The following is a 21,789-nucleotide window of genomic DNA, read 5'->3' on the forward strand; positions in this document are numbered from 1 at the left end:
GAGGTCAGCTTTCTTTGGAGCCGCTTCTTGGTGCGGAACTGGGATTGGGTTGGCGAACCAGGGCGAAGATCGTGATGCCGACGAAGACAAGAAGCGCTGGGATTAGGACAAAATCCAGAAATCCCAACAATGCGGACAGCCCAACTGCGCCCAGAAACACGCCCAAGACCGGAGTGAAACAGCAAACAGCGGCAACGAAAGTGCCGGCGACGCCGGTGGTCAGCAGCTTGTTGTAGGATCTGCGCGACAAGGCCAGCCCTCAGGAGGCGCTGCCGCTTTGGATCAACTCAGCCGCATAACCGGCATTGGTTGAAGCAAGAGCAATTGCATCGGCCGCAGTCAGCGCGTCATCAAAAACAACACGAGCCGTGCGATCCTCAAGACTTGTCTCGACCGATTGAACGCCCTCAACAGCGCACATGGCTGATTGCACGATGAAGGGGCAGCTGGGACAGTTCATTCCCGGCACCGAGAACGTGGCCGTTTGCTCTGCCGCGAATGCGGGGAAAGAAAAGGCGGCCAGCACCGCGCTGAGGAATAGGGGGTTCAGTTGCATGATGTTCCTTTCAAAGTCCAAGCAGGATCGGGGCCACAATGGGTGCGATCCAGTTCCAGAAGAGTGCTATGAGGATTAGGAAGGTCGAAACCCAAAGGGCGGACTTCACCAACCGATTGGGAAGTGGACGCGCGCAAGCCTCTCCTTCGGCGCAGGCTTTTGGTTTGCGATAGACCATCCAGTAGCCGTAGCCGAGAAATCCAAGCGTGAAGATTATGAAGATCGGCTTGTAGGGTTCCAAGGCCGTCAGATTGCCAACCCAGGCACCAGACACACCCAGGCTGAATAGGATCAGCGGCATGATGCAGCAGGTAGATGCTCCGATCGCGCCAAGGACACCGCCCAATGCCACTAACCTGGCGGTTTTGCGGTCATCGCTCGCAACATGTTCAACGGTCTCGACCATGAAAATCCTCGTTTCTATTCATCTTGATTGATAGTCTGGAATCTGTAGTGGCTACAGATGCAAGGAAGAATTGACATGTCCGGGATCACGAACACGCGAGGCTATGGCATCGGAGCGATATCGCGGGAAACCGGGGTAAATATAGAAACCATCCGATACTATGAGAAAATTGCCCTGATGCCGGATCCTGGGCGCACCTCTGGAGGCAACCGGCAGTATTCACACGACCATCTCAAACGATTGTCCTTCATCCGGCACAGCCGAGATCTGGGATTCAGGATCGAGGAAATCAGGGCCTTGCTCAGCATGGTCGATCAGAAGGATGTGAGCTGTGGCGATGTCCATCGCATGACGATGCAGCATTTGGGCACGGTGCGCGCCAAGATCGCCCACCTTCAGGTTCTGGAAAGCGCGCTTCAGGATATGGCTTCCGAGTGCGCGAAGGGCGATGTGCCTGATTGCCCAATCATCGAAAGCCTGTTTGAGATGGGTGTAGTGGAACCAAAGGCATAAGAAGCCGCCAAGCTCTTTCGGGGGCGCGCTCCGATTTTTTGTCCAAATAAATCAACAGGCCCCGCCGAAAAAAATCGGCGGGGCCATCCTATGTCCCATATTCCGGAATGAGCCAACCAGTTGTTGCGGGCCTTTCTTTGTTCTTTTCTGGCCGGATCAGGCCGAAACCACCTTGAGGCCCTTGTTCTCCATCGGCTGGATGCTGCCATCTTCGGTGACGGTCACCTGTTCGCCGTGGCTGAGGCTGTCGAGGCCCTTGCAGGCGACCAGCATCAGGACGTCCTTTTCGCGGGCGACAATGGCCATGTGGCTGAGCCAGCCGCCGACCTCAGACAGCACCGCGCCGGAACGCTGGACCCACGGCAGCCAGGCCGGGTTGACCATGCGGCAGACCAGAATGTCGCCGTCCTGGAAGCCGGCAAAGGCCTCGGGGCTGATGTCGCTGTCGTCCTCCATCCAGAACACACGGGCGGTGGCGCTGCCGCTGCCGGCCACGCAGGTGCCGCCCATGGTGCCGTCGCCGGCCTGGGCCTGGACGCCCAGCGACAGCATCTCGCAGTCGCGCAGGGTAAGAGTGACGGCGGTGGGCGCGGATTTCTTTCGCAGTGTTTCCTTTTCGGCACGGGCCTGGGCGAGGTCGCGCAGGGCGTCCGGGCTGGACCAGTTGCTGTCCAGCACCTCGTCGAAGGTGAGGTTGAACACAAGATCCTCCAGCCCGCTGATCTGCCCCAGTGCCAGGAGGGCGCGGCGCAGCTCGGCGACGACGCGCAGGGCTTCGTGCTTGGCCTGTTCCTTGAGGTCCTGATAGGCGATGGCGATACCGATGGTATCGTCCAGCTCATCCGGCAGGTTGGCGGGTGTCGGAACAGCGCCAATCGATTCTACCGCGCTGCTGAGCAGGGAGTTCAGCAGCGCAGGCGCCTCGGCGTAGCGGGGCGAGGACAGCTCGTAATCGAAGATCGAGCGGTGGCCCATCAGCTGCATGGCACGCGTCTGGGCGTCCTTGCCGGTGCAGGAGGCAATCAGGCTGGAGGGCGCATTGGGCAACTCGGCGTGCATCAGATGGGCGCGCAGGGCGGGATCGCCTGCGGCGGCAGTCCCGGCTTCGCCCATGGTGAAGCCGGCCAGGATATTGATCTTTTCCGCCTCCAGATAGATTTCGCGGATGAACAGCTCCTTGAGCGTGGCGATGGTTTCCAGCAGCTTGTCCTGCGGCAGGGCGGCATAATCCACGGCCTGCCAGATCGCCAGCTTGTTCTTCAGCTCCGGCATCACCTCATCCCGGAACCGGGTGATCATCGGATGCGCCTGCTTGCGCAGCTGCTTGGCCTTGGAGGCCGTCAGTTTCAGGGTCATACCCTGTTTCAATTCCACATCGACATAGGTTTTGCCGAACAGGTTGACCAGATGGCCGTCGCGCCCCTCGGGCAGGCCATAGGGAACACCCAGCTCGCGGCAGGCCAGGTCGACGCTGCCGCCGGGCGCCCACAGATCGCTTATCAGCGAGAAGGAGAGCGGCGTGGGGCGGGGCAGGACCTCGGACATTTCGTCCTGTTCCAGGATGGTTTGGTCCGGATCTGCATCCGCGTAGCGGTCCAGCACATCGCGCCATTCGGCGAGACGGGTCTGTTCCTGCTCGGTGCCCAGGCTGAGGGTGGTGATGTCGCGGCTTTGCACAATCTGGAACTGGCCGTTGGCATAGGCCCATTCCACGTCCTGCGGGGCGCCGAAGGTGTCCTCGATCTGCTTGCCAAGGGCCAGCAGCGGCGCCATATCGAGCGTCTGGTCCTGATCTTCTGTTGCCGGCAGGCCGGTGTAGCGGCCGAAACGCAAGCTGGTGGGGGTGACGCGGCCTGACACCAGATCCTCGCCGCAGCCTTCGACCCATTCGATCATCGCCATGCCGGGCGCCATCGGGTCCTGGGTGAAGAGGACGCCGGCAAATTCCGCCTGCACCATCTCCTGCACCACGATATTGCCCTGATCGGTGCTGTCGCCCTCGCCGGAATAGCTGGCGGCACGCGCGGAGGAGAAGCTTTCCACCACCTCGTCCAGTGCGGCGCGCATGGTGTCTGCGGTGACGTCCAGCACGGATTCAAACACTCCGGCAAAGCTTTGATCGGCACCGTCCTCGTTGCTGGCAGAGGAGCGCACGGCGACGGGTTTGCCGCCGGCCAGCAGGAATACCTGTGCGGCAAATGCATCTTTCCGGGCATCAGACATGGCGCGGTAATCGTGAATTGCATCCGAGCGGACGATAACGCCGCCGGGCACCGGCAAGCCTGCATTCTTGAGGATCGACAGGCGCAGGGCCTTGTTGCCGGCCTCTGCCAGTTCCTCGGTGTAGCCCATCGGGATCACACCGCGCGGCAGTTTGGCAAGCTTGCGTTTATGGGCGCGCAGGGACAGGGCTTCGGCCAGATTGCGGTGCATGCCGGTGACATAGGCGCGCTGCACCAGCAGCAATGTCAGACTGAAACAGAGATAGGCATTGGCGGCTGCTGTCAGGGAAAACACCATGGCAAAGAGCGCAGGCATGCCCAGCACCATCCACAGGAGTTTCTGGCGCTTGGTCTTGGCGACGGCCCACAAGAGGTAGACGGCAGCCAGGGCGCAGAACAGTACCGGCATGATGAACAGCGGATCGGGCATGCCGAGGTCAGCCATCCAGAGGAAAGGCGTTTGCAAGCTGGCACTGGCTTCCTGTGCGGAAGAGACACCCAGCATCATCACCGGCAGGAACAGCAGCGCAGTGAGGTTCTTCATCGGGGTCAGGCCCTTGTCGGCATAGAAGGCCTGCACCGCGCGCGCCTTGCGCACCGGGTCATGGGCCAGCTTTGCCTTCAGCGCCTTCATCTCATCCGCGGTGTCATTGGTGATGATCTGATCGCGTTCGGATTTCAGCGCGACGGGCAGCACCAGGATGCGGGTCACGATCGACAGCGCCAGGAGGCCCAAGAGGATATGGCTGCGCTCATGCACCCAGAGGAGGGCGGTTGCCAGTGCCGAGATCGCCTTGTCCCACAGTCCGGTCTGCTGATCGGCCAGCCAGTCCTGCACATGCGGTTTCGGCTTGGGTGCGACGAAGTATTCCCACGGCAAGGTGTAGCGGCCCAGGAAATCGATGCCCTGCTGCGACAGCTCCAGCCCCAGAACCTGGCTCATGAAACAGCTGCGGCGGTCATAGCAGGCGGCGATGGTGGGCTTGTCAGGGTCCAGCTCGGCGATGCGGTCCATCAGGTCCGCGGTGGTCATCTTGCGGATCGGGATGTTGACGGCACCGGGCAGGTGGCCGGCATCGAAGTCGCCGGGATAGCGGGTGTCGACGATCTGCAGATCCTCGGTGGTCAGCAGCGCCTCAAAATCAGCGGTGTTGAGCAGCACGTCCTTGCCCGGGTATTCCGGAATGGCGCGCAGGTCGGAGAGGGTCTTGACGTCCTTGTCGGAGAAGTCGCGGCCCTCGACGATCCATTTCTCGATGCCGCCAGCGATGAAGCTGCAGTCGATGCCCATCGCCGCCAGCTTGGCGCATGTTTCCGAAGAGCGGTTGCCGTTGTGACAGAACAGCACAACCTTCTGGCCCGGCTGCACCGGGCGGCTCTGCAGGAAGTCCGGGAAGCGGATGTGGGTGGCGCCGGGCAGGGTGCCCATGGCGTTTTCGCCGGTCTCGCGGATGTCGTAGAACAGGGTTGAGCCGTCCTCCAGCGCCGCGGCGGCGTCAGTGGTGCTCATCGCCAGCGGGTGGTCTTCCTGCTTGGAAAAACTGGTCTCCTTGAGGGTGGCGTCCTTGATGGTGGTGCCGTCAAACTGCGCCGGCCGCGTCAAAGTGGTCTGCAGCCTTGTCAGCTCGGCCTGCGCATGCGAGGAGTATTGCCAATAGTTTCCTGCAGCCAGTGCAATGGCCGCCAGTACGAGGACGGAGATCAGCTTGACCGGGTAGCGGCGTGGAGAGCCGCCCGGTTTGGGGGTAAAACCCAGTTTCGCTGCAATGACTGCGCCAAGGCCGGAAATCATAGCAATTCCAACGGCCAGAACCTGCGATAGCGAAGACACCGAGCCGATCACCAGTTCCGGCGATGGAATGGCCAGGGCCGCGACGGGAAACGCTAGAAAAAGCGATGCAAGCACAGTGACTTGTGCTGAGCGGTGAAAGGACCGGGAGGTCCTGGAGGGCAAAGTGGTATTCTTCACGGCAGTTCCTGTTGAGCCAGTTGAGGCTGATATTCTGACATTATGGCGAATTTGCCTAAAAGATTACGAAAAGCTTACTGAAGGGTTAAGATAGGGGGCGGAGAATAAAAGAACCGTAAAATTTTTTAAAGAATTGCAAGCGCGTTAACATTGTATTCTTAACCATGTGCCATGTAACGAAGTACGGCGGCCCGCCTGCCGTGCCAGCCGATCGCAGTCAGGAGGCTAGAACCGTGACACTTTTTGAGTGGACCTTTGGTATCATTGATCTTTTCAGGACACGCCTGCGGGGAGCAGCCCCCGGGGCTGTTCTGGCGGTTGGACTTGCAGCCCTTCTGCCCGGTGCGGGCCAGGCCGGGACTGAATTGGTGTTTGGCACTTATGCGGCGGATAAACCTACTGCAACGGTCAAAAAGTACCAGCCTTTCCTGTCTTTCCTGTCCAGCCGGATGAGCGAGGAATTGGGCGAGCCGGTTTCCATCCGGCTGAAGATCGCCAAGGAGTATGGCGAGGGCATCCGCCAGCTGGCCAGCGGCGAGGTGGATTTTGCCCGTTTCGGCCCGGCGTCTTATGTGCATGTGATGAAGGAGAATCCGGAAATCCGGATTGTCGCGATGGAATCCAAGAACGGCGGAAAGTGGTTCAAGGGGGTGATCGTGGTGCACAAGGACAGCAGCGTGCAGTCGGTTGAGGATCTGGCCGGGCTCAGCTTTGCCTTCGGCGACGAGTTGTCGACGATCGGCCGCTACCTGGCGCAGGAGTACCTGCTGGAGGCCGGTATCAGCAGCGCCGATCTGCATGAATACGCCTATCTCGGCCGTCATGATCTGGTCGGCGAAGCAGTGGGCGCCGGAAAATTTTCCGCGGGCGCCCTCAAGGAAAGCACCTTCAAAAAACTGGTCGCCAAAGGCGTTCCGATCCGGGTGCTGGCTTCCTTTGACAATGTGACCAAACCCTGGCTGGCCTCGGAAGCGATGCCGCAAGCGGTGCTGGAAGCGATGCGCAAGGTCATGCTGTCCTCGGACAACGAGGAAATCGTGCGCCGGATTTCAAAGAACGGCTTCTTGCTGGGGGCTGATGACGACTATGATATCATCCGCCGGGCGATGGAGCGAAGCCTGGCATTCTGAGGCGCCGCAGTGAAGATATGAAACGTACAGGCATCCTTTTTCAGATCGTGTTGTCGCTGCTGCTGGCCGCTTCGGCGGTTGGCTTTGCAGTTGGCAATATGGCGCAGCGCCAGGAGGTGCAGCGGCTTGAAGAGCAGCTTGCTGGTCAGGCCGACCTGACGGTTTCCCTGCTGAGCGGGCTGATGCTGGAATCGATTATTGTAGAGGATGTTCCGGTCCTGGAGACCGGGCTGATTGAAGCCGTCACACGCAACCCGCAGATCGTGTCGATCCAGATCCGCAGCCCTGCAGGCAAGCTGCTGGCTGCGGCCAACGCGCCGGGTGCGCCGGGTGCGCCGCCGCCGGACGCGCATGTGATCTATGAGCGACCGATTGAGCTGGAAGGCGCCTCCTTCGGCACCATGGTGGTGGACTGGTCGACCCAGGACGGTAAAGCGCTGGTGGCGGCCAAAGTGCGCCAGATCATCATTTGGACAGTTGTGCCGGTGCTGGCGCTGTCGCTTCTGGTGTTGCTGCTGGTGCATATTCTGGCGCTGCGGCCATTGAATATGATCCATAACCGGATGTCTGACGCCATTGCGGGGCTGCGCAGCCCGCTGCGGCCGCTGCCCTGGTTTGCATCCCGGGAATTCCGGGCACTGGATTTTTCGGTCGGTGTGCTGGAAGATACGTTCGCCGAGCGCGACGAGCGGGAATTTGCAATGGAGCAGGCGCGTGAGGCCGCAGATATTGCAAACCGCGCCAAGTCGGAATTCCTTGCCAATATGAGTCATGAGATCCGCACGCCGATGAACGGGGTGATCGGCATGGCAGAGCTGTTGCAGGACACCGCGCTGGACGAAGACCAGCGGATGTATGCAGAGACCATTGCCAAATCCGGCACCGCGCTGCTGACGATTATCAACGACATCCTGAACTTCTCCAAGATTGAGGCCGGCAAGGTCGAACTTAACCTTGCTCCGTTCAACTTGCAGACGGCACTGGAGGATGTGGTCACCCTGCTGTCGCCCAAGGCGGCGGAAAAGGGGGTCGAGGTTACCATGCGGTACGATCCCGCGCTGCCGGAAATCTTTGAGGGGGATGCCGGGCGGATCCGCCAGGTGATCACCAATATCGCCGGCAACGCGGTGAAGTTCACCCGCCAAGGCTATGTCTACATAGAGATAACCGGCCGCGAGCAGGGCGGCCGGCATATGCTGACGCTGCAGGTCACCGATACCGGCATAGGCATTGAGCCGGAGCGGACAGGACAGATTTTCCGCGCCTTTGAGCAGGCAGACAATGCCGCCACCCGCAATTTCGAGGGCACTGGCCTGGGGCTGGCAATCTCGGCACGGCTGCTGGAGCTGATGGGCGGTTCGGTGCAAGTGCAGTCGGAGCTGGGCAAAGGGTCCGTATTCACCATCGAGATGCCATTGCAGGCCGGCGGCCATGTCGCCTCGGCACGGGCGGGCAGCCCGCTCAGCTTTGCCGGGCTCAACGGCTTGCTGGTGGATGACTTGGAGCTGAACCGGGTGATCCTGTCTGAACGGCTGAGTTCTTGGGGGGTGACCTGCACGCTGGCAGCCTCGGCGCATGAGGGGCTGGAGATCCTGTCGGATGCGCAGCTGGACGGGCGCCAGTTTGATTTCATCATACTGGACTATCAGATGCCGGCGATGGACGGGCGGGAATTGGCGGCCCGGATCCGCGCCATGCCAGGTTTTGAAGCGGTGCCGCTGATTGTGCTGTCTTCGGTGGAACACGCGCTGAGCCGTTCGGACTGCGAGGCCATCGGGGTTTGCGAGTTTGCGCTGAAACCTGTGCGGGCAGTACAGCTGCGGCAGGTGATCACCCGGGTGCTGAGCGTTCAGGACCAAAAACCGGCGATTGCTGACAGCGGCGGCAGAGACGAAGCGCCGCAAGGCCGGCTGCTGAAAGTTCTGCTTGCCGAGGATAACCGAACCAACCAGCTGGTCGTCACCAAGATGCTGAAAGATGCGCCGCTGAAAATCAGCGTTGCCAAAAACGGTGTGGAGGCTGTTGCGCAGTTCCAGGCAGAGCGGCCCGACCTTGTCCTGATGGATATGATGATGCCGGAGATGGACGGGATTGAAGCCACGACCGAGATGCGTCGGATCGAGGTGGAGACCGGCGGCCGAAAATGCCCGATCGTGGCGCTGACCGCCAATGCGCTTCAGAGCCACCGGGAAAAATGCCTGGAGGCGGGGATGGATGATTTCCTCAGCAAGCCGATTAACAAGAAGGCGCTCACCGAAGCGGTCAGCAAATGGACCTGCGGTGATGACCTGCAGCGCACTGGCAGCTGAGGCCACCAGCGCGGGCCGGCAAAGGGTGTTGCCGCAGGCAGGCCCGGCTATGGGCTATTCCCGGACTAGAGCTATTTGCTGTCACTGGCGGCAGTCAGCCGCGATGCCGCTGCAGCACCAGGCCGGCAAGGCTGGACGCGGCAAAGAGAGCCGCCGCCAGGCAAACGATGCTGGGACCGGCGGGGGTGTCGAACACAAACGCCAGCTGCAGCCCGCCAGAGGCCGCCAGCATCCCCAGCAGCGCGGCAATCACCGCCATCCGCTCGGGTGTTGCGGCAAAGGGGCGGGCGGCCGCAGCCGGAATCAGCAGCATGGCGGCAATCAGCAAAACTCCGACCACCTTGATGGCAACTGCCACCACCAGGGCCAGGGCAAGTGTCAGCACCATCTGTTCGCGCCGGGGATCAATGCCCGCTGCATGGGCCAGATCCGGGTTCAGCGTGGCGGTCAGCAGCGCGGACCAGCGCCACCAGAGCAGTGCCAGCACCAGGGCTGCGCCGCCCCAGATCACCGCCAGATCGCCGCGCCCCACTGCCAGGATATCGCCAAACAGATAGGCCATCAGATCGATCCGCACGCCCTGCAGGAAAGACACCGCGACCAGGCCAAAAGCCAGCGAGGAATGCGCCAGCACGCCCAAAAGCGTGTCCATCGCATAGCCGCGCCCGGCGAGGGCGGACACGGTGGTGGCCATGGCCAGCGCTGTGGCCAGCACGCCGGCAAAGACCGACACATCAAAGCTGAGCGCCAGCGCCACGCCCAGGATCGACGCGTGCGCAGTGGCGTCGCCGAAATAGGCCATCCGCCGCCAGACCACGAAACAGCCCAAAGGTGCCGCGGCCAGCGCCACGCCGATGCCGGCAAGGGCTGCGCGGATCAGGAAATCGTCAAGCAGGGTCATTCCGCGGCCTCGTGATGATGGTGGCCATGGTTGCAATCTTGATCATGGCTGTGATTGTGCTCGTGCCGGTAGAGCGCCAGCGCACCTTGGGTTCCGGTGCCGAACAGGGCGCGGTATTCCGGTGCCGAGGCGACATGTTCCGGCGCGCCCTCGCAACAGACATGGCCGTTGAGGCAGACCACCCGGTCCGAGGCCGCCATGACTACATGCAGTTCGTGGCTGACCATCAGCACCGCACAGCCGACCTCCTGCCGGACCTTCTCGATGCGCTGATAAAATGCAGCGGAGCCGGGCTGGTCCAGGCCTTGGGTGGCTTCATCGAGGATCAGCAGCTGCGGATCGGTCAGCAGGGCACGCGCCAGCAGAACCCGTTGGAACTGACCGCCCGATAGGGCGGACATCTGCCGGGCCGCAAGATCGCCGGCGCCGGCTTGCTCCAGCGCCTCGGACGCGCGGGCGTCAGATACCCGCGCGGGCAGGCTGAGGAACCGGCGCACGGTCAGGGGCAGGGTCGGGTCGATGTGCAGTTTCTGCGGCACATAGCCGACGCGCAGGCCAGGCGCGCGTTTGACCGCACCGCGTGACGGTTTCAGCGCGCCGATCACGCTGCGCAGCAGGGTAGATTTACCGGACCCGTTGGGGCCAACCACGGTGACGATCTCACCGGACTCAATAGCCAGGTTTACATCGGACAGCACTGTCTTGCCCCCATAGGCAACGGTCAGGTGTTCGAGGGAAATCAGGCTCATGCGGCGCCCACGTGCTGGCATTTGGGGCACAGGCCCTCGGCCTCAATCACCGCGCGTTCAATGACAAATCCCGCCTCGCGGGCGGCTTGGCCGAGCTGGCCCTGGGTCGGCTCCCGCTGCGATTCAGCCACCGCATCGCAGGCGCGGCAGATCAGGAAGACCGGCGCGTGATGCTCGCCCGGATGGGTGCAGGCGATGAAGGCGTTCAGGCGTTCGATCTTATGGGCAAAGCCGTTTTTCACCAGGAAATCCAAAGCCCTGTAGGCGACCGGCGGCTGCGAGCCAAGGCCCTCTTCGCGCAGCCGGTCAAGGATTTCATATGCCCCGAGCGCGCGGTGTTCCTGCAGCAGGATCTCCAGCACCCGGCGGCGCACCGGGGTGAATTGCAGCCCAGCCGTCCGGCACTGGGCGTCCACCGCCGCGATGCAATCGTGAATGCAGCTGCTGTGGTCATGCGGTTCGAAACCGATGGAGTCCATTGCGGTGTCCTTTTGGGTCGAGGCTGATTTGCCTCTTGATATGTTATGTTATGACGTTTATCAACTGCGTGATGTTATAAGATTACATGGGGCGTGATATGCGGAACTCCGGCATGTGGAGAAGTGGATCGGCGGTACTGGCTTTGCTGGCGGGAACCGGGGCGGCTTGGGCGGAGGTGCCGCGTGTGGCGGCGGATATCACGCCGGTGCACGGGTTGGTGGCGCGGGTGATGCAGGACCTGGGCGAACCGGCCCTTGTGGTGCCAACCGGTGCTTCGCCGCATGGCTATTCGATGCGCCCCTCGGAGGCGCGGGCGCTGGACCAGGCGGATGTGGTGTTCTGGCTGGGCGAGCCGCTGACCCCTTGGCTGCAGGGCCCGCTGGAGGAACTGGCCGGCGACGCGCACCGAGTAGAGCTGCTGGAGGCTGAAGGCACGGTGGTGCTGCCTTTCCGGGAAGGCGCCCGGTTTGAGGCGCATGCGCATGATGGCGATGAAGAGGACCACGCGGATCATGACGGTCACGATGCGCATGAAGATCATGATGATCACGGTCATGAAGAGCATGCTGAGGGCCCTGACGATCACGATGATCATGAGGCCCATGAAGACGATGCGGAAGAGGATGACCACAGCGGCGATCACGGTGATCACAATGACGGTGCCGACCCGCATGCTTGGCTGCTGCCGGCCAATGCCCAGGCCTGGCTTGATGTGATCGCGGAGGAACTGGCAGAGCATGACCCCGGCAACGCGGCCGTGTACATGGCCAATGCCGAAGCCGGCAAGAAGGAGATTGCGGACACTGTCGCCAGCGTCTCGGCTGCGCTGGAGCCGTTCCGCGCCAAACAATTCATCGTGTTCCACGATGCCTATCAGTATTTCGAACGCGGGTTTGGATTGAATGCCGCCGGGGCAATCTCGATCAGCGATGCCTCCAAGCCGGGCCCGGCGCGGATTGCCGAGGTGCGCGGCGTGGTGGCGGATCTGAAGGTGGCCTGCGTCTTCTCGGAGCCGCAGTTCAACCCGGGCATGGTCGCCACGGTGCTGGATGGCACCGGAGCGGGCACCGCGGTGCTGGATCCGCTGGGCGCCAAGCTGGAGGCAGGGCCGCGGTTTTACCCGGCGCTGCTGCAGGATATCGGCGCGGCGATTGCCGGTTGCGAATGATGGACGGGCGGGCCGGTGCGGCCCGCCTTTTCACCTGTCGCTGATCAGATGGGTGAGAGTGGCGCCGGTCTCGTAATAGGCGCTGCGCAGGCCTGACAGGGGGATTGCGTGGCTTTTCGCGGGCGGGACCGGCAGGCACGCGCTGTCACCGGTCAGCAGGGCTTCGGCGAGGCGCGTGCCGAACAGGGTGCCGGGGCCGATCCCGCGGCCGGAGTAGCCGAAACAGGCAAAACCGCCGTTCATGTCAATGATCTTGGGCAGGTGTTCGGTGGTCATGGCGATGCGGCCGTGCCAATGGCTGCGCAACTTGGCGTTCCTCAACTCCGGATAAAGCGCTGCCAGTTTACGGGGCAGCCAGCTGCGGTGCAGGGCGCTGCCGAAATGGTTGAGCGCGCCCATGCCGCCGATCACCAGCCGCCCGGCCTGATCCAGCCGCCAAGACGACATCACCAGCGCGGTATCCCAGCAGCCTTCTTTCTTTGGCAGAAGGTTTTCGAGCAGGGCGGGAGGCAGCGGATCGGTGGCGGCCTGGAAGTAATGCACCGGGATCACTTGCGGCGCGTCATAGCCGGAGATGTCGCGGGCATAGGCATTGGTGGCCATGATCAAGTGTTTGGCGCGGATGCTGCCCTTGGGGGTTGCCACGTGCCAGCTGCTGCCCTCGCGGCTGATGGCGCTGGCCGGGGAATGGCTGTGCAGCTGCGCGCCTGCAGCGGCGGCGGCGCGGGCGAGGCCGCGCGCATAGGCCAGTGGCTGGATGGTGCCGGCGCGCGGATCGAACAGGGCACCATGCACGGCATCCGAGCCGGTGCGCGTGACGGCTTCCTCGCGCGACAGCAGCGCGACCGGGGCGCCGATGGCGGTCAGCTGGGCATGGCGGCGCTGCAGGTCTTTCAAGCCGGAAGGGGCATGGGCGCAGTGCAGGGTGCCGTTGCGTTCGGGTTCGCACTGGATGGCGTGTTTTTCGATCAGCGAAAACACCATCTGCGGTGCGCAGCCCAGAAGCTGGGAGAGGCGGCTGCCGGTTTCCATGCCCAGTTCGGCATTGATGTCCTCGGGCGGCAGCCAGAGGCCGGCATTCGCCAGCCCCACGTTGCGGCCCGAACCGCCGCTGCCGATTGTGTCTGCCTCGATCAGGCGGACCGAGGTGCCCAGTTCCGCGGCCTTCAATGTGGCGGAGCAGCCGGTGTAGCCGCCGCCGATTACTACGAGCTCGGCCTCTGCCTCCCCGGTGAGTTCCGGGAAGGTTGGATTTTCCTGGCAGGTTTGGTGCCAGAGGCAGGACGCCAGCTCAGATGTCAAATTTGATCCCCTGAGCAAGCGGCAGCTCGCGTGAATAATTCACCGTGTTGGTCTGCCGGCGCATATACCCTTTCCAGGCGTCGGAGCCGCTCTCGCGGCCGCCGCCCGTCTCCTTTTCGCCCCCGAAGGCGCCGCCGATTTCAGCGCCGGAGGGACCGATGTTCACATTGGTAATACCGCAGTCCGAGCCCGCTGCCGAGAGGAAATATTCGCATTCACGCACGTCCGTAGAGAAGATGCAGGATGACAGGCCCTGCGGCACTTCGTTCTGCATTTCAATGGCTTGGTCCAGATCGCTGTATTTCACCGCATAGAGGATCGGGGCAAAGGTTTCGGTGTGCATGATCGTGGTCTGGGCGGGCATCTCGACGATGGCCGGATGCACATAGGCGGCATCCCCGTAGGTGTCCGTCAAGGTTTGGCTGCCGCCATGCACGGTGCCGCCTTCGCTTTGCGCACGCTGCAGCGCGCTGGTCATGGCGTCCAGTGCGTTGCGGTCGATCAGCGGGCCGACCAGGGTGCTGTCCGCCAGCGGATCGCCGATGGGCAGGCCCGCGTAAGCCTTGATCAGGCGCGGGATCAGTGCGTCATAGATGTCTTCATGCACGATCAGGCGGCGCAGGCTGGTGCAGCGCTGACCGGCGGTGCCGACGGCAGAGAACACAATGGCGCGCAGGGCCATTTCCAGATCGGCGGAGGGGGCCACGATCATCGCGTTGTTGCCGCCAAGCTCCAGAATAGTGCGGCCCAGGCGTTTCGACATATCCGCCGCTACCGCCTTGCCCATTGGCACCGAGCCGGTGGCGGAGATGATGGCGACATCCTTGGAGGCGGTCAGCGCCTCGCCCAGATCGCGTTCGCCGATCAGCACTTGAATCAGGCCTTCAGGGGCATCCGCGCCAAAGGCCGCCATGGCGCGCTCGCAGATTTTTTGCACGGCGAGGGCGGTGAGCGGGGTTTTCTCGGACGGTTTCCAGATCACCGGATCGCCGCAGACCAGCGCAAGTGCTGCATTCCAGCACCAGGGGGCGACGGGGAAGTTGAAAGCAGTGATGATGCCGCAAGTGCCCATCGGGTGCCAACTCTCGCGCATGGCGTGGCCAGGGCGCTCAGACGCTATGGTGAGGCCGTAGAGCTGGCGCGAAAGACCCATTGCAAAGTCGCAGATGTCGATCATCTCCTGCACTTCGCCCAGCCCCTCCTGGTAGATCTTGCCGCATTCCAGGGTGACGAGGCGGCCTAGGTTTTCTTTCTCGCGGCGCAGTTCCTGGCCCAAGAGCCGCACCAGCTCGCCGCGGCGCGGGGCGGGCACCAGGCGCCAGGATTTGAAGGCGGATTTGGCCGCGGCGATCTGGGCTTCGGCCTCGGCTGGGGTGTGGGTCTTCAACAGGGCGATTTCGCTGCCGTCCACCGGTGTGGAGACGGCGAGTGTGCCGCCTGTTACTTCGGATTCGGTCAGGCCAGCTGCGGCGAGAATGTCGGAATGAGGCATATCTGCGTCCTTTCGGTGCGAGGGCGGGGCATGAGGAAAACTTTAGGGTGGATTCCGTCAATGTCCTGCCGAGCGTGGGTCTGATATAGAAATTGCACTGTCTGCTCTGGATTGCTAATGAAACTAAATCCATCCCTCATGAGTTCAGATCATATGATTGCCCCGCGCCGCTTCCTGCCCTCGATCCCCTCGCTGCTGGCCTTGGAGGCGGTAGACCGGTTAGGCAGTGCCTCGGCTGCGGCGGCGGACCTGTCGCTGACGCAAAGCGCCATCAGCCGCCAGCTGAAGCAGCTGGAAGAGCAGATGGAGGTGGATCTGATCGCCCGTGACCAGATGCGGATGCAGCTGACGCCGGCCGGGACCGGCTTTGCCAAGGAGGCGCGCGCGATCCTGACCCGGCTGGCGCAGGCCTCGGTCAAGCTGCGGGCCAATCCGGACGGGGGCAGCTTCACCCTGTCGATCCTGCCGTCCTTCGGCCTGCACTGGCTGGCGCCGCGGCTGAAGGAGTTTGCCGCCTCGCATCCTGGGATCACGGTGAACCTGCATACGCATAACTTGCCCTTCAGCTTTGACGCGGGCACCGCGCAGGCGGCAATCCATTACGGCACACGGGACTGGCCGGGGGTGGCGTATCTGCCCTTGATGCCGAAACATGTGCTGCCGGTCTGCGCGCCGGGGCTGATGGCGGGGCCGGTGGCCAGCCCGGCGGAGCTGCTGAACTATCCGCTCTTGCATCTGGAGACCCATCCCGATTGCTGGGAGCAGTGGTTTCACCTGCACGGCGTGCCGGCCGCCAAGCTGCGGGGGATGCTGTTTGACCAGTCCTCGGCGATGACGCAGGGGGCGGTGCATGGGCTGGGAGTGGCCTTGCTGCCGGATTTCCTGGGGGAGAATGAAATTTCACAAGGCCGTTTGGCGCTGGCGATGGAGGGGGCGGCGGTGAGTCTGGGTGAGTATTTTCTGGTCTGGCCTGCGGATCAGGCGGAGGAATATCCGCTGATCAAGTTCCGCGAGTGGCTGATCTCGCAACTGGGGGAGGTGTGAGATGCAGCTGCCAAGCCTGACCCGTCTGCGCTGTTTCGAAAGCGCTGCGCGGCATCAGAGTTTCACTGCGGCGGGTGAGGAGCTGGGGCTGACCCAAAGCGCGGTCAGCAAGAAGGTAAAGGAGCTGGAGGCGGATCTGGGGTTCGACCTGTTCCAACGGGCGGGCCGGGGCGTGGTGCTGACGCCTGCAGGGCAGGGGCTGGCCGCCGATCTGGAGCTGGATCTGGCGGGGCTGCGGGCGACGCTGCAAAAGGCCGCGGCTGCGGGTGCGGGCCGCTCGGCCTTGCGGATTGCGGTGCTGCCGGCCTTTGCCAATCTGTGGCTGATCCCGCGGCTGCCGGATTTCTTTCAGCGCCACCCGGAGGTGGAACTGAGCTTCTCCACCCGGCTGGAGCCGTTTGATTTTGCCCGCGAGAACTTCGACCTGGCGGTGCATTACGGGCTGGACAACTGGCCGGGCACCCATATGGCGCCTCTGTTCGGCGAGGAGATGGTGCCGGTCTGCGCGCCGGGGTTCTATGCCGTGCATCAGCTGGAGCTGGCAGCCAATCTGGCGCAGGCGCCGCTGCTGCATCTGGACAGCCGGGCGGGGTCCTGGGCGGAGTGGTTCGAGCGCGCCGGGCTGGCAGGCCTGCCGCGGCAGGACGGGCGCTATTTCGATCAGCATTCGATGGTGATTGCAGCAGCGCTGGCCGGGCTGGGTGCGGCGATCGTGCCCTATGACATGGTGGCGCGGGAGGTTGCGGCGGGGGATTTGCTGCGGATCCCGGGGCCGGAACTGGTGTCCCGCAAGCGCTATTACCTGGTGCGCCCGCACGGGTCGGTGCCGGAGGCGGTGCAGAAGCTGGAAGTCTGGATGCGCAAGCAGTTAAAGAGCCGGCCTGATTGAGAGTTATTGCTTGGCCGAGAGGCCAGGCTGCACCTGCCTGCCCGTCAGACCGAAGGCTTGCCTCCGGCAAAACGGACAGGTGCATTCGCACCTACCCATGCAGGCGCAGCCCTGAGTGGCTTAAGCATGCACCATGTCAAACAGGAATGGGTTCTGTCGCAAAGAGCCGGTTTTTGGAGAGCGGCTTTCGTTTCATGCTGGTGGGGTGATTCATCCTGCAGGGAGCCTCCGCCATGGCCCAGTTCCGCCGCGCCAGCCGTCTTGACCCGCTTGAGGTCTCGGAAATTCTGACCATCGGCGCGAAGGCGACAGAGATGAAGCGGCAGGGCGCGCCTGTGATCATCCTCGGCGCTGGGGAGCCGGATTTTGATACGCCGGACCACGTCAAAGAGGCCGCCGCCGCGGCGATGCGGGCGGGGCAGACGAAATACACCGCCCTTGGCGGCACGCTGGCGCTGCGGAAGGCGATCCAGGCGAAGTTCCGGCGCGACAACGGGCTGGACTATGCACTGGACGAGATCATCGCGGGCACCGGCGCCAAGGAAATCCTGTTTGATGCCTTCATGGCAAGCCTTGACCCCGGTGATGAGGTGATCGTGCCGACGCCCTATTGGACCTCCTATTCCGACATCATCCGCATTGCGGGCGGGGTGCCGGTACTGGTGCCTTGCGGCGACGATACGGGCTTCCGGCTGACCGCGGACAAGCTGGAGGCGGCGATCACCCCGCGCACCCGCTGGCTGCTGCTGAATTCACCCTCGAACCCGGCAGGGGCGGGGTATAGCGCCGCAGACTACAGGCCGCTGCTGGAGGTTTTGCTGCGGCATCCGGATGTCTGGCTAATGGCGGATGACATGTATGAGCACATCACCTATGGCGGGTTTGAATTTGCCACGCCGGCGCAGGTAGAGCCGCGGCTGAAGGGGCGGGTGCTGACCGTCAATGGCGTCTCCAAAGCTTATGCGATGACCGGGTGGAGGCTGGGCTATGCGGGCGGGCCGAAGGATCTGATTGCCGCGATGAAAATGGTGCAGTCGCAATCGACCTCGCACCCGTCGTCCATTTCGCAGGCGGCAGCGGTGGCCGCATTGAACGGTCCGCAGGAAGTGCTGGCTGAGCGGCGAGCGAGCTTTCAGGCGCGGCGCGACCTTGTGGTGGAGGCGCTCAATGGCATGGAGGGTATTGACTGCCCGGTGCCGGAGGGGGCGTTTTATACCTTTGCCAATTGCGCCGGGGTGCTGGGCAAGCGCACGCCGCAGGGGGTTGTGCTGGAGACGGACGCGGATTTCTGCGCCTATCTGCTGGATCAGCATCATGTGGCAGTGGTGCCGGGCCGGGCCTTTGGTATCTCGCCCTATTTCCGGATTTCCTATGCGACTTCGGAAACGGAGTTGCGCGAGGCTTTGACCCGGATTGCCGGTGCAGTAGCGGCGTTGGCCTAGGCCTGCGCAACTGCCGGCTGGCGGCGGTTGCGGGCATTGGTCCATGCCTGCATCAGCTGGCGCTGCAGGGCGGCGGCGGCAAGGCCCATGGCGAGGCCGCCAAAGATTGCTAAAGCGTCGTTCAATGGGCTGCTGCCCTCCAGCCCGAGCATCGGCATCAGCAGTTCCGGCACGAAACGGTGCAGCAGGTAGATCGGGAAGGCGGCCTGTGCCAGCCGCATCAGCGGGCGGGCCGCAAAACGCGGCATCGGCAGGCGGGTGACGAACAGCAGCCCGGCGATCAGTGCCAATAGCCACATGTATTTGATCCAGCCGCCGTACCAGTTGCCGCCCAGATAGGCCGCCGCAGGCATGATCAGGCAGGCCGCGGCCAGCACCAGCAGCCGTTGCCCATGGGTGCCGGCGGCAGTGATGCACCAGCCAAGGGCAAACAGGTAAAAGACCCACGGCACGGTGAACTGCGCCCGCCCGCCGATTTGCCAGACCTCGGGTGCTATCAGGCGGAGTGCCACGGCAAACGCCAGAAAACACAGGCCGGTCCGGAAAGCGCCTTGGCGGATAAGCCAGCGGCGCAGGAGTGGCACGGCAAAGGGCAGCGCCACCAGCAGGGTCATCTGCACATATGCCTCGATGAACCAGTACAAATACGGCAGCATCAGATGGGTTTCAGGAATGGTCAGGGCAAAGTTGCCGGCCAGAAAGACCGAGACCCAGGGCACTTGCTCCCAGGCCAAGGCATAGCCTGCGAGGATCAGGTAATAGGGGATCAGCACCGCAGCCACCGGTTTGAAGAAACTGCACATGCCGCCGCATTTCAACGCCTCCCAGCGAAAGCCTGCGACGCTCATTCCCATCAGGATCACCATGGCGGCAGCGCCGCCATAGACCGGCCAAAGGGTCTGATGGGCCACCACCACCGCGAGGATGGCAGCCACCCGCGCCACCAGATCGAAGGGCAGACTGGCGCCGGGCGCCGGGGCGGCTTGTTCAAGATCGCTGATCGGCATGTCTTCCCAGCCGGCCGGGGCGCCGCCAAGGGCCTCGTCCAGGGCTAGGGACAGCTCCACATGGCGCAGGGAATCTCCGCCGAGCGCGGCAAAACTATCGTTTCGGCCCACGGTCTGCGGCGCAAAGGCAGCCTGAAAGGCTGCCAGCACGTTCTTGGCAGGTTTGCGCTGCGCTGATTGCGCCTTCAGCGCCGGGTAGTCGATTTTACCATTGGCGCGCCGCGGCAGGGACTTGCGCGGCAGGACGGTGAAATGCTGCTGGCCGATGCCGGTCAGCTTGGCTGTCAGCGCAGCGATGCCGTCCTCCGCCGCGCAGACGGCAATCGAGATGCGGGCATCGTCGCCCCAAACCGCAGCCTCATGGCCCTGGGCGGCCAAGGCGCGTTCGATGGAGTCATGGCCGATGCGCAGGCCGGCAATCTTGGACATCCGCGAAAGCCGCCCGGTGATGTGGTAGAGCCCGTTTGCGTCGCGCCGGGCCAGATCACCGGTTGCAAGCTCGCTGAGTTCGGCGCCCTTGGCCAGGTCGGCGCTGCCTTCGGCATAGCCCATCATCACGTTCGGGCCCTGGTAGATCAGCTCGCCTTCGCCCTCGGGGGTGGTGATTTCTGCGCCCGAGGCCGAGCGCAGCAGCAGGCGCCCGCCGGGAACGGCACGGCCCGCGGCGCCTGGATTGTCCTCTGCCAGCTCCGGCGGCAGGTAGCTGATCCGGGCGGCGGCCTCGGTCTGGCCGTACATCACAAAGAAGCGGCCAGCCCGGGCCTGCATCCGGGCGGCCCAGGTGCGGACCTGCTCCGGCTCCATGGCGCCGCCGGCAACGGTAAGAGTCTTGATCCGTTCCGGCAGCGCATGGGCAAGGCCTGCGCTTTCCAGCAGGCGGAAGTGATGCGGCACGCCGGCCAGGCTGGTGGCGTCGGAAGCCTCCAGAGCGGCGGCAAAACCGGGTTCCAGCACCGAGCCGGGTGCCAGCCAGAGGCTGGCACCGGCGGCAAGATGCGAATGCAGCACCGACAAGCCGTAGGAGTAATGCAGCGGCAGGATCAGTGCGGCGCGGTCTTCGGGCCGGATCCCGAGATACCGGGTTATGGCGCTGGCGTTGGTGTCCACAGCCGTTGCGGACAGGCGGACCCCGCGGCCGTGGCCGGTGCTGCCGGAGGTTTGCAGCAGCAGTGCAAGGTCGGGATGGATATCGGCGGGTTCATGCGCGTGCGCCAGCAACCTCCAGGTTCCGCCGATGCGCCGGAAGCTGGCGGCCGGGCGGAAGCGCTCCTCCAGTCGGGCAGCGGTGGCGGAGTCCGCTGCCGGCAGCGGCATCACGGCATGGCCTGCAGCCAGGGCGCCGGCATAAGCGGTAATGGCTTTGGGATCGGATGCGGCTTCAATCGCAATCAGCCGCCGGTCTTGCGGCAGCGATTTGCCGAACTGCGCGGCGGCGTCAGCCAGCGCAGCATAGGTCAGCTCGGTTCCGTCTGCCGCAATCAGGCAAGGATTGCCGGCAAACGCATGCAATTTGGCCAGGTCATAGAACATCCGCAACTCCTTCGAGCGCGGCGGGTAATTTAATTTACTAATTTTGTCAATTATTGGTCGGTGGCCCGTTGCCGGATCGGCTCCGGTAGCGAAACTGGTTTGAACATTGACTGCAGCAGATGAGGAGCGCGCGCATGCAGATACGGTTTGCTGTCTTCACCAATTCCAAGATTTGTTCACGCCGTGCATCTAAGTCCGGCCGGTAGACGGTCATGATTCCGCCGCAAGATGGACGCACTCGTGGCCTGAAAAGCCACTTTCCGGCAAGGGCCGTTAAGTTTCTGCCTTATTTTTGCCGCAATCAGCCGGACGGCGGGTCGTTCGGACCCAGTCATTAAACATGATTTCAATCTCTTAGGGGAAACGGGCAAGATCTTGCCCATGCTGGTAAAAGGCTTGGAATGCCTAATTCCGGTCACGATAGACTCAGGCTTGAGCAGTATGTTTCAACCAACAATAGCCATAGCAAGGAGGACCCTAAGCGTGGCAAACACAACGTTTCCGGATCCGGTTTTTTCGAAGCTGAAAACCAGAGAGTATACAGGCGGCCGGGACGACTTTCTCAGCATCAATCATTCAAACACTCTTGCGCTGGAGTCGGCGACGGTTTCGCTGAGCTTTTCGCTGGACCGTCTGCCCGGCGAGATGGCGCTGGTGTCCAAGGATGGCAGCGGCGCCGG

General features: G+C 63.0%; 18 protein-coding genes. 8 read left to right on the forward strand and 10 right to left on the reverse strand.

What is annotated here, in order from left to right; all coding sequences use genetic code 11:
* Nucleotides 1-4: 4 nt before the first annotated feature.
* The 3 genes from merF to AQUI_RS0126445 are packed head-to-tail and all read right to left on the reverse strand — an operon-like array spanning nt 5 to nt 962.
* Entirely contained in the window at nt 5-250 is a 246-nt protein-coding gene (gene merF, locus AQUI_RS31055) for a mercury resistance system transport protein MerF (protein WP_027260196.1), read from the reverse strand.
* Nucleotides 251-259: 9 nt separating this feature from the next.
* Nucleotides 260-556 carry a heavy-metal-associated domain-containing protein gene (locus AQUI_RS31060; RefSeq protein ID WP_027260197.1) on the reverse strand — a complete coding sequence of 99 codons (297 nt, stop codon included), beginning with the start codon at nt 554-556 and terminating at the stop codon, nt 260-262.
* A 10-nt stretch (nt 557-566) separates the two neighbouring features.
* The gene (locus AQUI_RS0126445; protein WP_027260198.1) at nt 567-962 is read right to left on the reverse strand and encodes a mercuric transporter MerT family protein; all 396 of its coding nucleotides are present in this window, start codon (nt 960-962) and stop codon (nt 567-569) included.
* Between the two features lie 75 nt (nt 963-1,037).
* Between AQUI_RS0126445 and AQUI_RS0126450 the strand changes: the two genes are divergently transcribed.
* On the forward strand, nt 1,038-1,475 hold the full coding sequence (locus AQUI_RS0126450) for a MerR family transcriptional regulator (RefSeq protein WP_027260199.1): 438 nt from the start codon (nt 1,038-1,040) through the stop codon (nt 1,473-1,475).
* 156 nt (nt 1,476-1,631) lie between these two features.
* On the opposite strand, the gene AQUI_RS0126455 is transcribed toward AQUI_RS0126450, so the two are convergent.
* On the reverse strand, nt 1,632-5,489 hold the full coding sequence (locus tag AQUI_RS0126455; protein ID WP_245597003.1) for a PEP/pyruvate-binding domain-containing protein: 3,858 nt from the start codon (nt 5,487-5,489) through the stop codon (nt 1,632-1,634).
* A 410-nt stretch (nt 5,490-5,899) separates the two neighbouring features.
* On the opposite strand from AQUI_RS0126455, the gene AQUI_RS0126460 reads away from it, so the two are divergent.
* Both AQUI_RS0126460 and AQUI_RS0126465 read left to right on the forward strand, forming a co-directional pair.
* Nucleotides 5,900-6,796 carry a PhnD/SsuA/transferrin family substrate-binding protein gene (locus AQUI_RS0126460; RefSeq protein ID WP_027260201.1) on the forward strand — a complete coding sequence of 299 codons (897 nt, stop codon included), beginning with the start codon at nt 5,900-5,902 and terminating at the stop codon, nt 6,794-6,796.
* A gap of 17 nt (nt 6,797-6,813) precedes the next feature.
* Nucleotides 6,814-9,105 carry a response regulator gene (locus AQUI_RS0126465; protein WP_027260202.1) on the forward strand — a complete coding sequence of 764 codons (2,292 nt, stop codon included), beginning with the start codon at nt 6,814-6,816 and terminating at the stop codon, nt 9,103-9,105.
* A gap of 94 nt (nt 9,106-9,199) precedes the next feature.
* Here AQUI_RS0126465 and AQUI_RS0126470 read toward each other — a convergent pair whose 3' ends face one another.
* The 3 genes from AQUI_RS0126470 to AQUI_RS0126480 are packed head-to-tail and all read right to left on the reverse strand — an operon-like array spanning nt 9,200 to nt 11,234.
* Nucleotides 9,200-10,006 carry a metal ABC transporter permease gene (locus AQUI_RS0126470; RefSeq protein ID WP_027260203.1) on the reverse strand — a complete coding sequence of 269 codons (807 nt, stop codon included), beginning with the start codon at nt 10,004-10,006 and terminating at the stop codon, nt 9,200-9,202.
* Nucleotides 10,003-10,755: a zinc ABC transporter ATP-binding protein ZnuC gene (znuC, locus tag AQUI_RS0126475; RefSeq protein ID WP_027260204.1), complete on the reverse strand. Its 753-nt coding sequence runs from the start codon at nt 10,753-10,755 to the stop codon at nt 10,003-10,005. Before znuC ends, AQUI_RS0126470 begins: the two co-directional genes overlap by 4 nt.
* Nucleotides 10,752-11,234 carry a Fur family transcriptional regulator gene (locus AQUI_RS0126480; protein ID WP_027260205.1) on the reverse strand — a complete coding sequence of 161 codons (483 nt, stop codon included), beginning with the start codon at nt 11,232-11,234 and terminating at the stop codon, nt 10,752-10,754. The genes znuC and AQUI_RS0126480 overlap by 4 nt, the downstream gene beginning before the upstream one ends.
* A 113-nt stretch (nt 11,235-11,347) precedes the next feature.
* Between AQUI_RS0126480 and AQUI_RS0126485 the strand changes: the two genes are divergently transcribed.
* Nucleotides 11,348-12,403: a zinc ABC transporter substrate-binding protein gene (locus AQUI_RS0126485; RefSeq protein ID WP_035920611.1), complete on the forward strand. Its 1,056-nt coding sequence runs from the start codon at nt 11,348-11,350 to the stop codon at nt 12,401-12,403.
* A 30-nt stretch (nt 12,404-12,433) separates the two neighbouring features.
* Here the strand turns inward: AQUI_RS0126485 and AQUI_RS0126490 are convergent, their stop codons facing one another.
* Both AQUI_RS0126490 and amaB read right to left on the reverse strand, forming a co-directional pair.
* The gene (locus AQUI_RS0126490; RefSeq protein WP_027260207.1) at nt 12,434-13,705 is read right to left on the reverse strand and encodes an NAD(P)/FAD-dependent oxidoreductase; all 1,272 of its coding nucleotides are present in this window, start codon (nt 13,703-13,705) and stop codon (nt 12,434-12,436) included.
* Complete coding sequence (amaB, locus tag AQUI_RS0126495) at nt 13,695-15,197, reverse strand: L-piperidine-6-carboxylate dehydrogenase (RefSeq protein WP_027260208.1); 1,503 nt, start codon at nt 15,195-15,197, stop codon at nt 13,695-13,697. Before amaB ends, AQUI_RS0126490 begins: the two co-directional genes overlap by 11 nt.
* Before the next feature lie 153 nt (nt 15,198-15,350).
* Here amaB and AQUI_RS0126500 point away from each other — a divergent pair, with 153 nt between their 5' ends.
* From AQUI_RS0126500 to AQUI_RS0126510, 3 genes are all read left to right on the forward strand, one after another.
* Nucleotides 15,351-16,241: a LysR substrate-binding domain-containing protein gene (locus AQUI_RS0126500; protein ID WP_035920613.1), complete on the forward strand. Its 891-nt coding sequence runs from the start codon at nt 15,351-15,353 to the stop codon at nt 16,239-16,241.
* A 1-nt stretch (nt 16,242) separates the two neighbouring features.
* On the forward strand, nt 16,243-17,130 hold the full coding sequence (locus AQUI_RS0126505; protein WP_027260210.1) for a LysR substrate-binding domain-containing protein: 888 nt from the start codon (nt 16,243-16,245) through the stop codon (nt 17,128-17,130).
* Nucleotides 17,131-17,363: 233 nt separating this feature from the next.
* Nucleotides 17,364-18,572, forward strand: coding sequence for a pyridoxal phosphate-dependent aminotransferase (locus AQUI_RS0126510; protein ID WP_027260211.1), 1,209 nt, complete (start codon nt 17,364-17,366; stop codon nt 18,570-18,572).
* Here the strand turns inward: AQUI_RS0126510 and AQUI_RS0126515 are convergent.
* Complete coding sequence (locus AQUI_RS0126515; RefSeq protein ID WP_027260212.1) at nt 18,569-21,109, reverse strand: AMP-binding protein; 2,541 nt, start codon at nt 21,107-21,109, stop codon at nt 18,569-18,571. The genes AQUI_RS0126510 and AQUI_RS0126515 overlap by 4 nt on opposite strands.
* Before the next feature lie 483 nt (nt 21,110-21,592).
* Between AQUI_RS0126515 and AQUI_RS0126520 the strand changes: the two genes are divergently transcribed.
* The coding region (locus AQUI_RS0126520; RefSeq protein WP_027260213.1) for a hypothetical protein at nt 21,593-21,789 on the forward strand (197 nt) is incomplete at its 3' end.

It is taken from the genome of Leisingera aquimarina DSM 24565, assembly GCF_000473165.1.
In the GTDB taxonomy this organism is placed as follows: Bacteria; Pseudomonadota; Alphaproteobacteria; order Rhodobacterales; family Rhodobacteraceae; genus Leisingera; species Leisingera aquimarina.

Bases quoted from the DNA above. Each gene is read 5' to 3' on its own strand.
- AQUI_RS31060 (WP_027260197.1), bottom strand. From the start codon at position 556: ATGCAACTGAACCCCCTATTCCTCAGCGCGGTGCTGGCCGCCTTTTCT.
- AQUI_RS0126445 (WP_027260198.1), bottom strand. From the start codon at position 962: ATGGTCGAGACCGTTGAACATGTTGCGAGCGATGACCGCAAAACCGCC.
- AQUI_RS0126450 (WP_027260199.1), top strand. From the start codon at position 1,038: ATGTCCGGGATCACGAACACGCGAGGCTATGGCATCGGAGCGATATCG.
- AQUI_RS0126455 (WP_245597003.1), bottom strand. From the start codon at position 5,489: ATGATTTCCGGCCTTGGCGCAGTCATTGCAGCGAAACTGGGTTTTACC.
- AQUI_RS0126465 (WP_027260202.1), top strand. From the start codon at position 6,814: ATGAAACGTACAGGCATCCTTTTTCAGATCGTGTTGTCGCTGCTGCTG.
- AQUI_RS0126470 (WP_027260203.1), bottom strand. From the start codon at position 10,006: ATGACCCTGCTTGACGATTTCCTGATCCGCGCAGCCCTTGCCGGCATC.
- znuC (WP_027260204.1), bottom strand. From the start codon at position 10,755: ATGAGCCTGATTTCCCTCGAACACCTGACCGTTGCCTATGGGGGCAAG.
- AQUI_RS0126480 (WP_027260205.1), bottom strand. From the start codon at position 11,234: ATGGACTCCATCGGTTTCGAACCGCATGACCACAGCAGCTGCATTCAC.
- AQUI_RS0126485 (WP_035920611.1), top strand. From the start codon at position 11,348: ATGTGGAGAAGTGGATCGGCGGTACTGGCTTTGCTGGCGGGAACCGGG.
- amaB (WP_027260208.1), bottom strand. From the start codon at position 15,197: ATGCCTCATTCCGACATTCTCGCCGCAGCTGGCCTGACCGAATCCGAA.
- AQUI_RS0126500 (WP_035920613.1), top strand. From the start codon at position 15,351: ATGATTGCCCCGCGCCGCTTCCTGCCCTCGATCCCCTCGCTGCTGGCC.
- AQUI_RS0126505 (WP_027260210.1), top strand. From the start codon at position 16,243: ATGCAGCTGCCAAGCCTGACCCGTCTGCGCTGTTTCGAAAGCGCTGCG.
- AQUI_RS0126510 (WP_027260211.1), top strand. From the start codon at position 17,364: ATGGCCCAGTTCCGCCGCGCCAGCCGTCTTGACCCGCTTGAGGTCTCG.
- AQUI_RS0126515 (WP_027260212.1), bottom strand. From the start codon at position 21,109: ATGTTCTATGACCTGGCCAAATTGCATGCGTTTGCCGGCAATCCTTGC.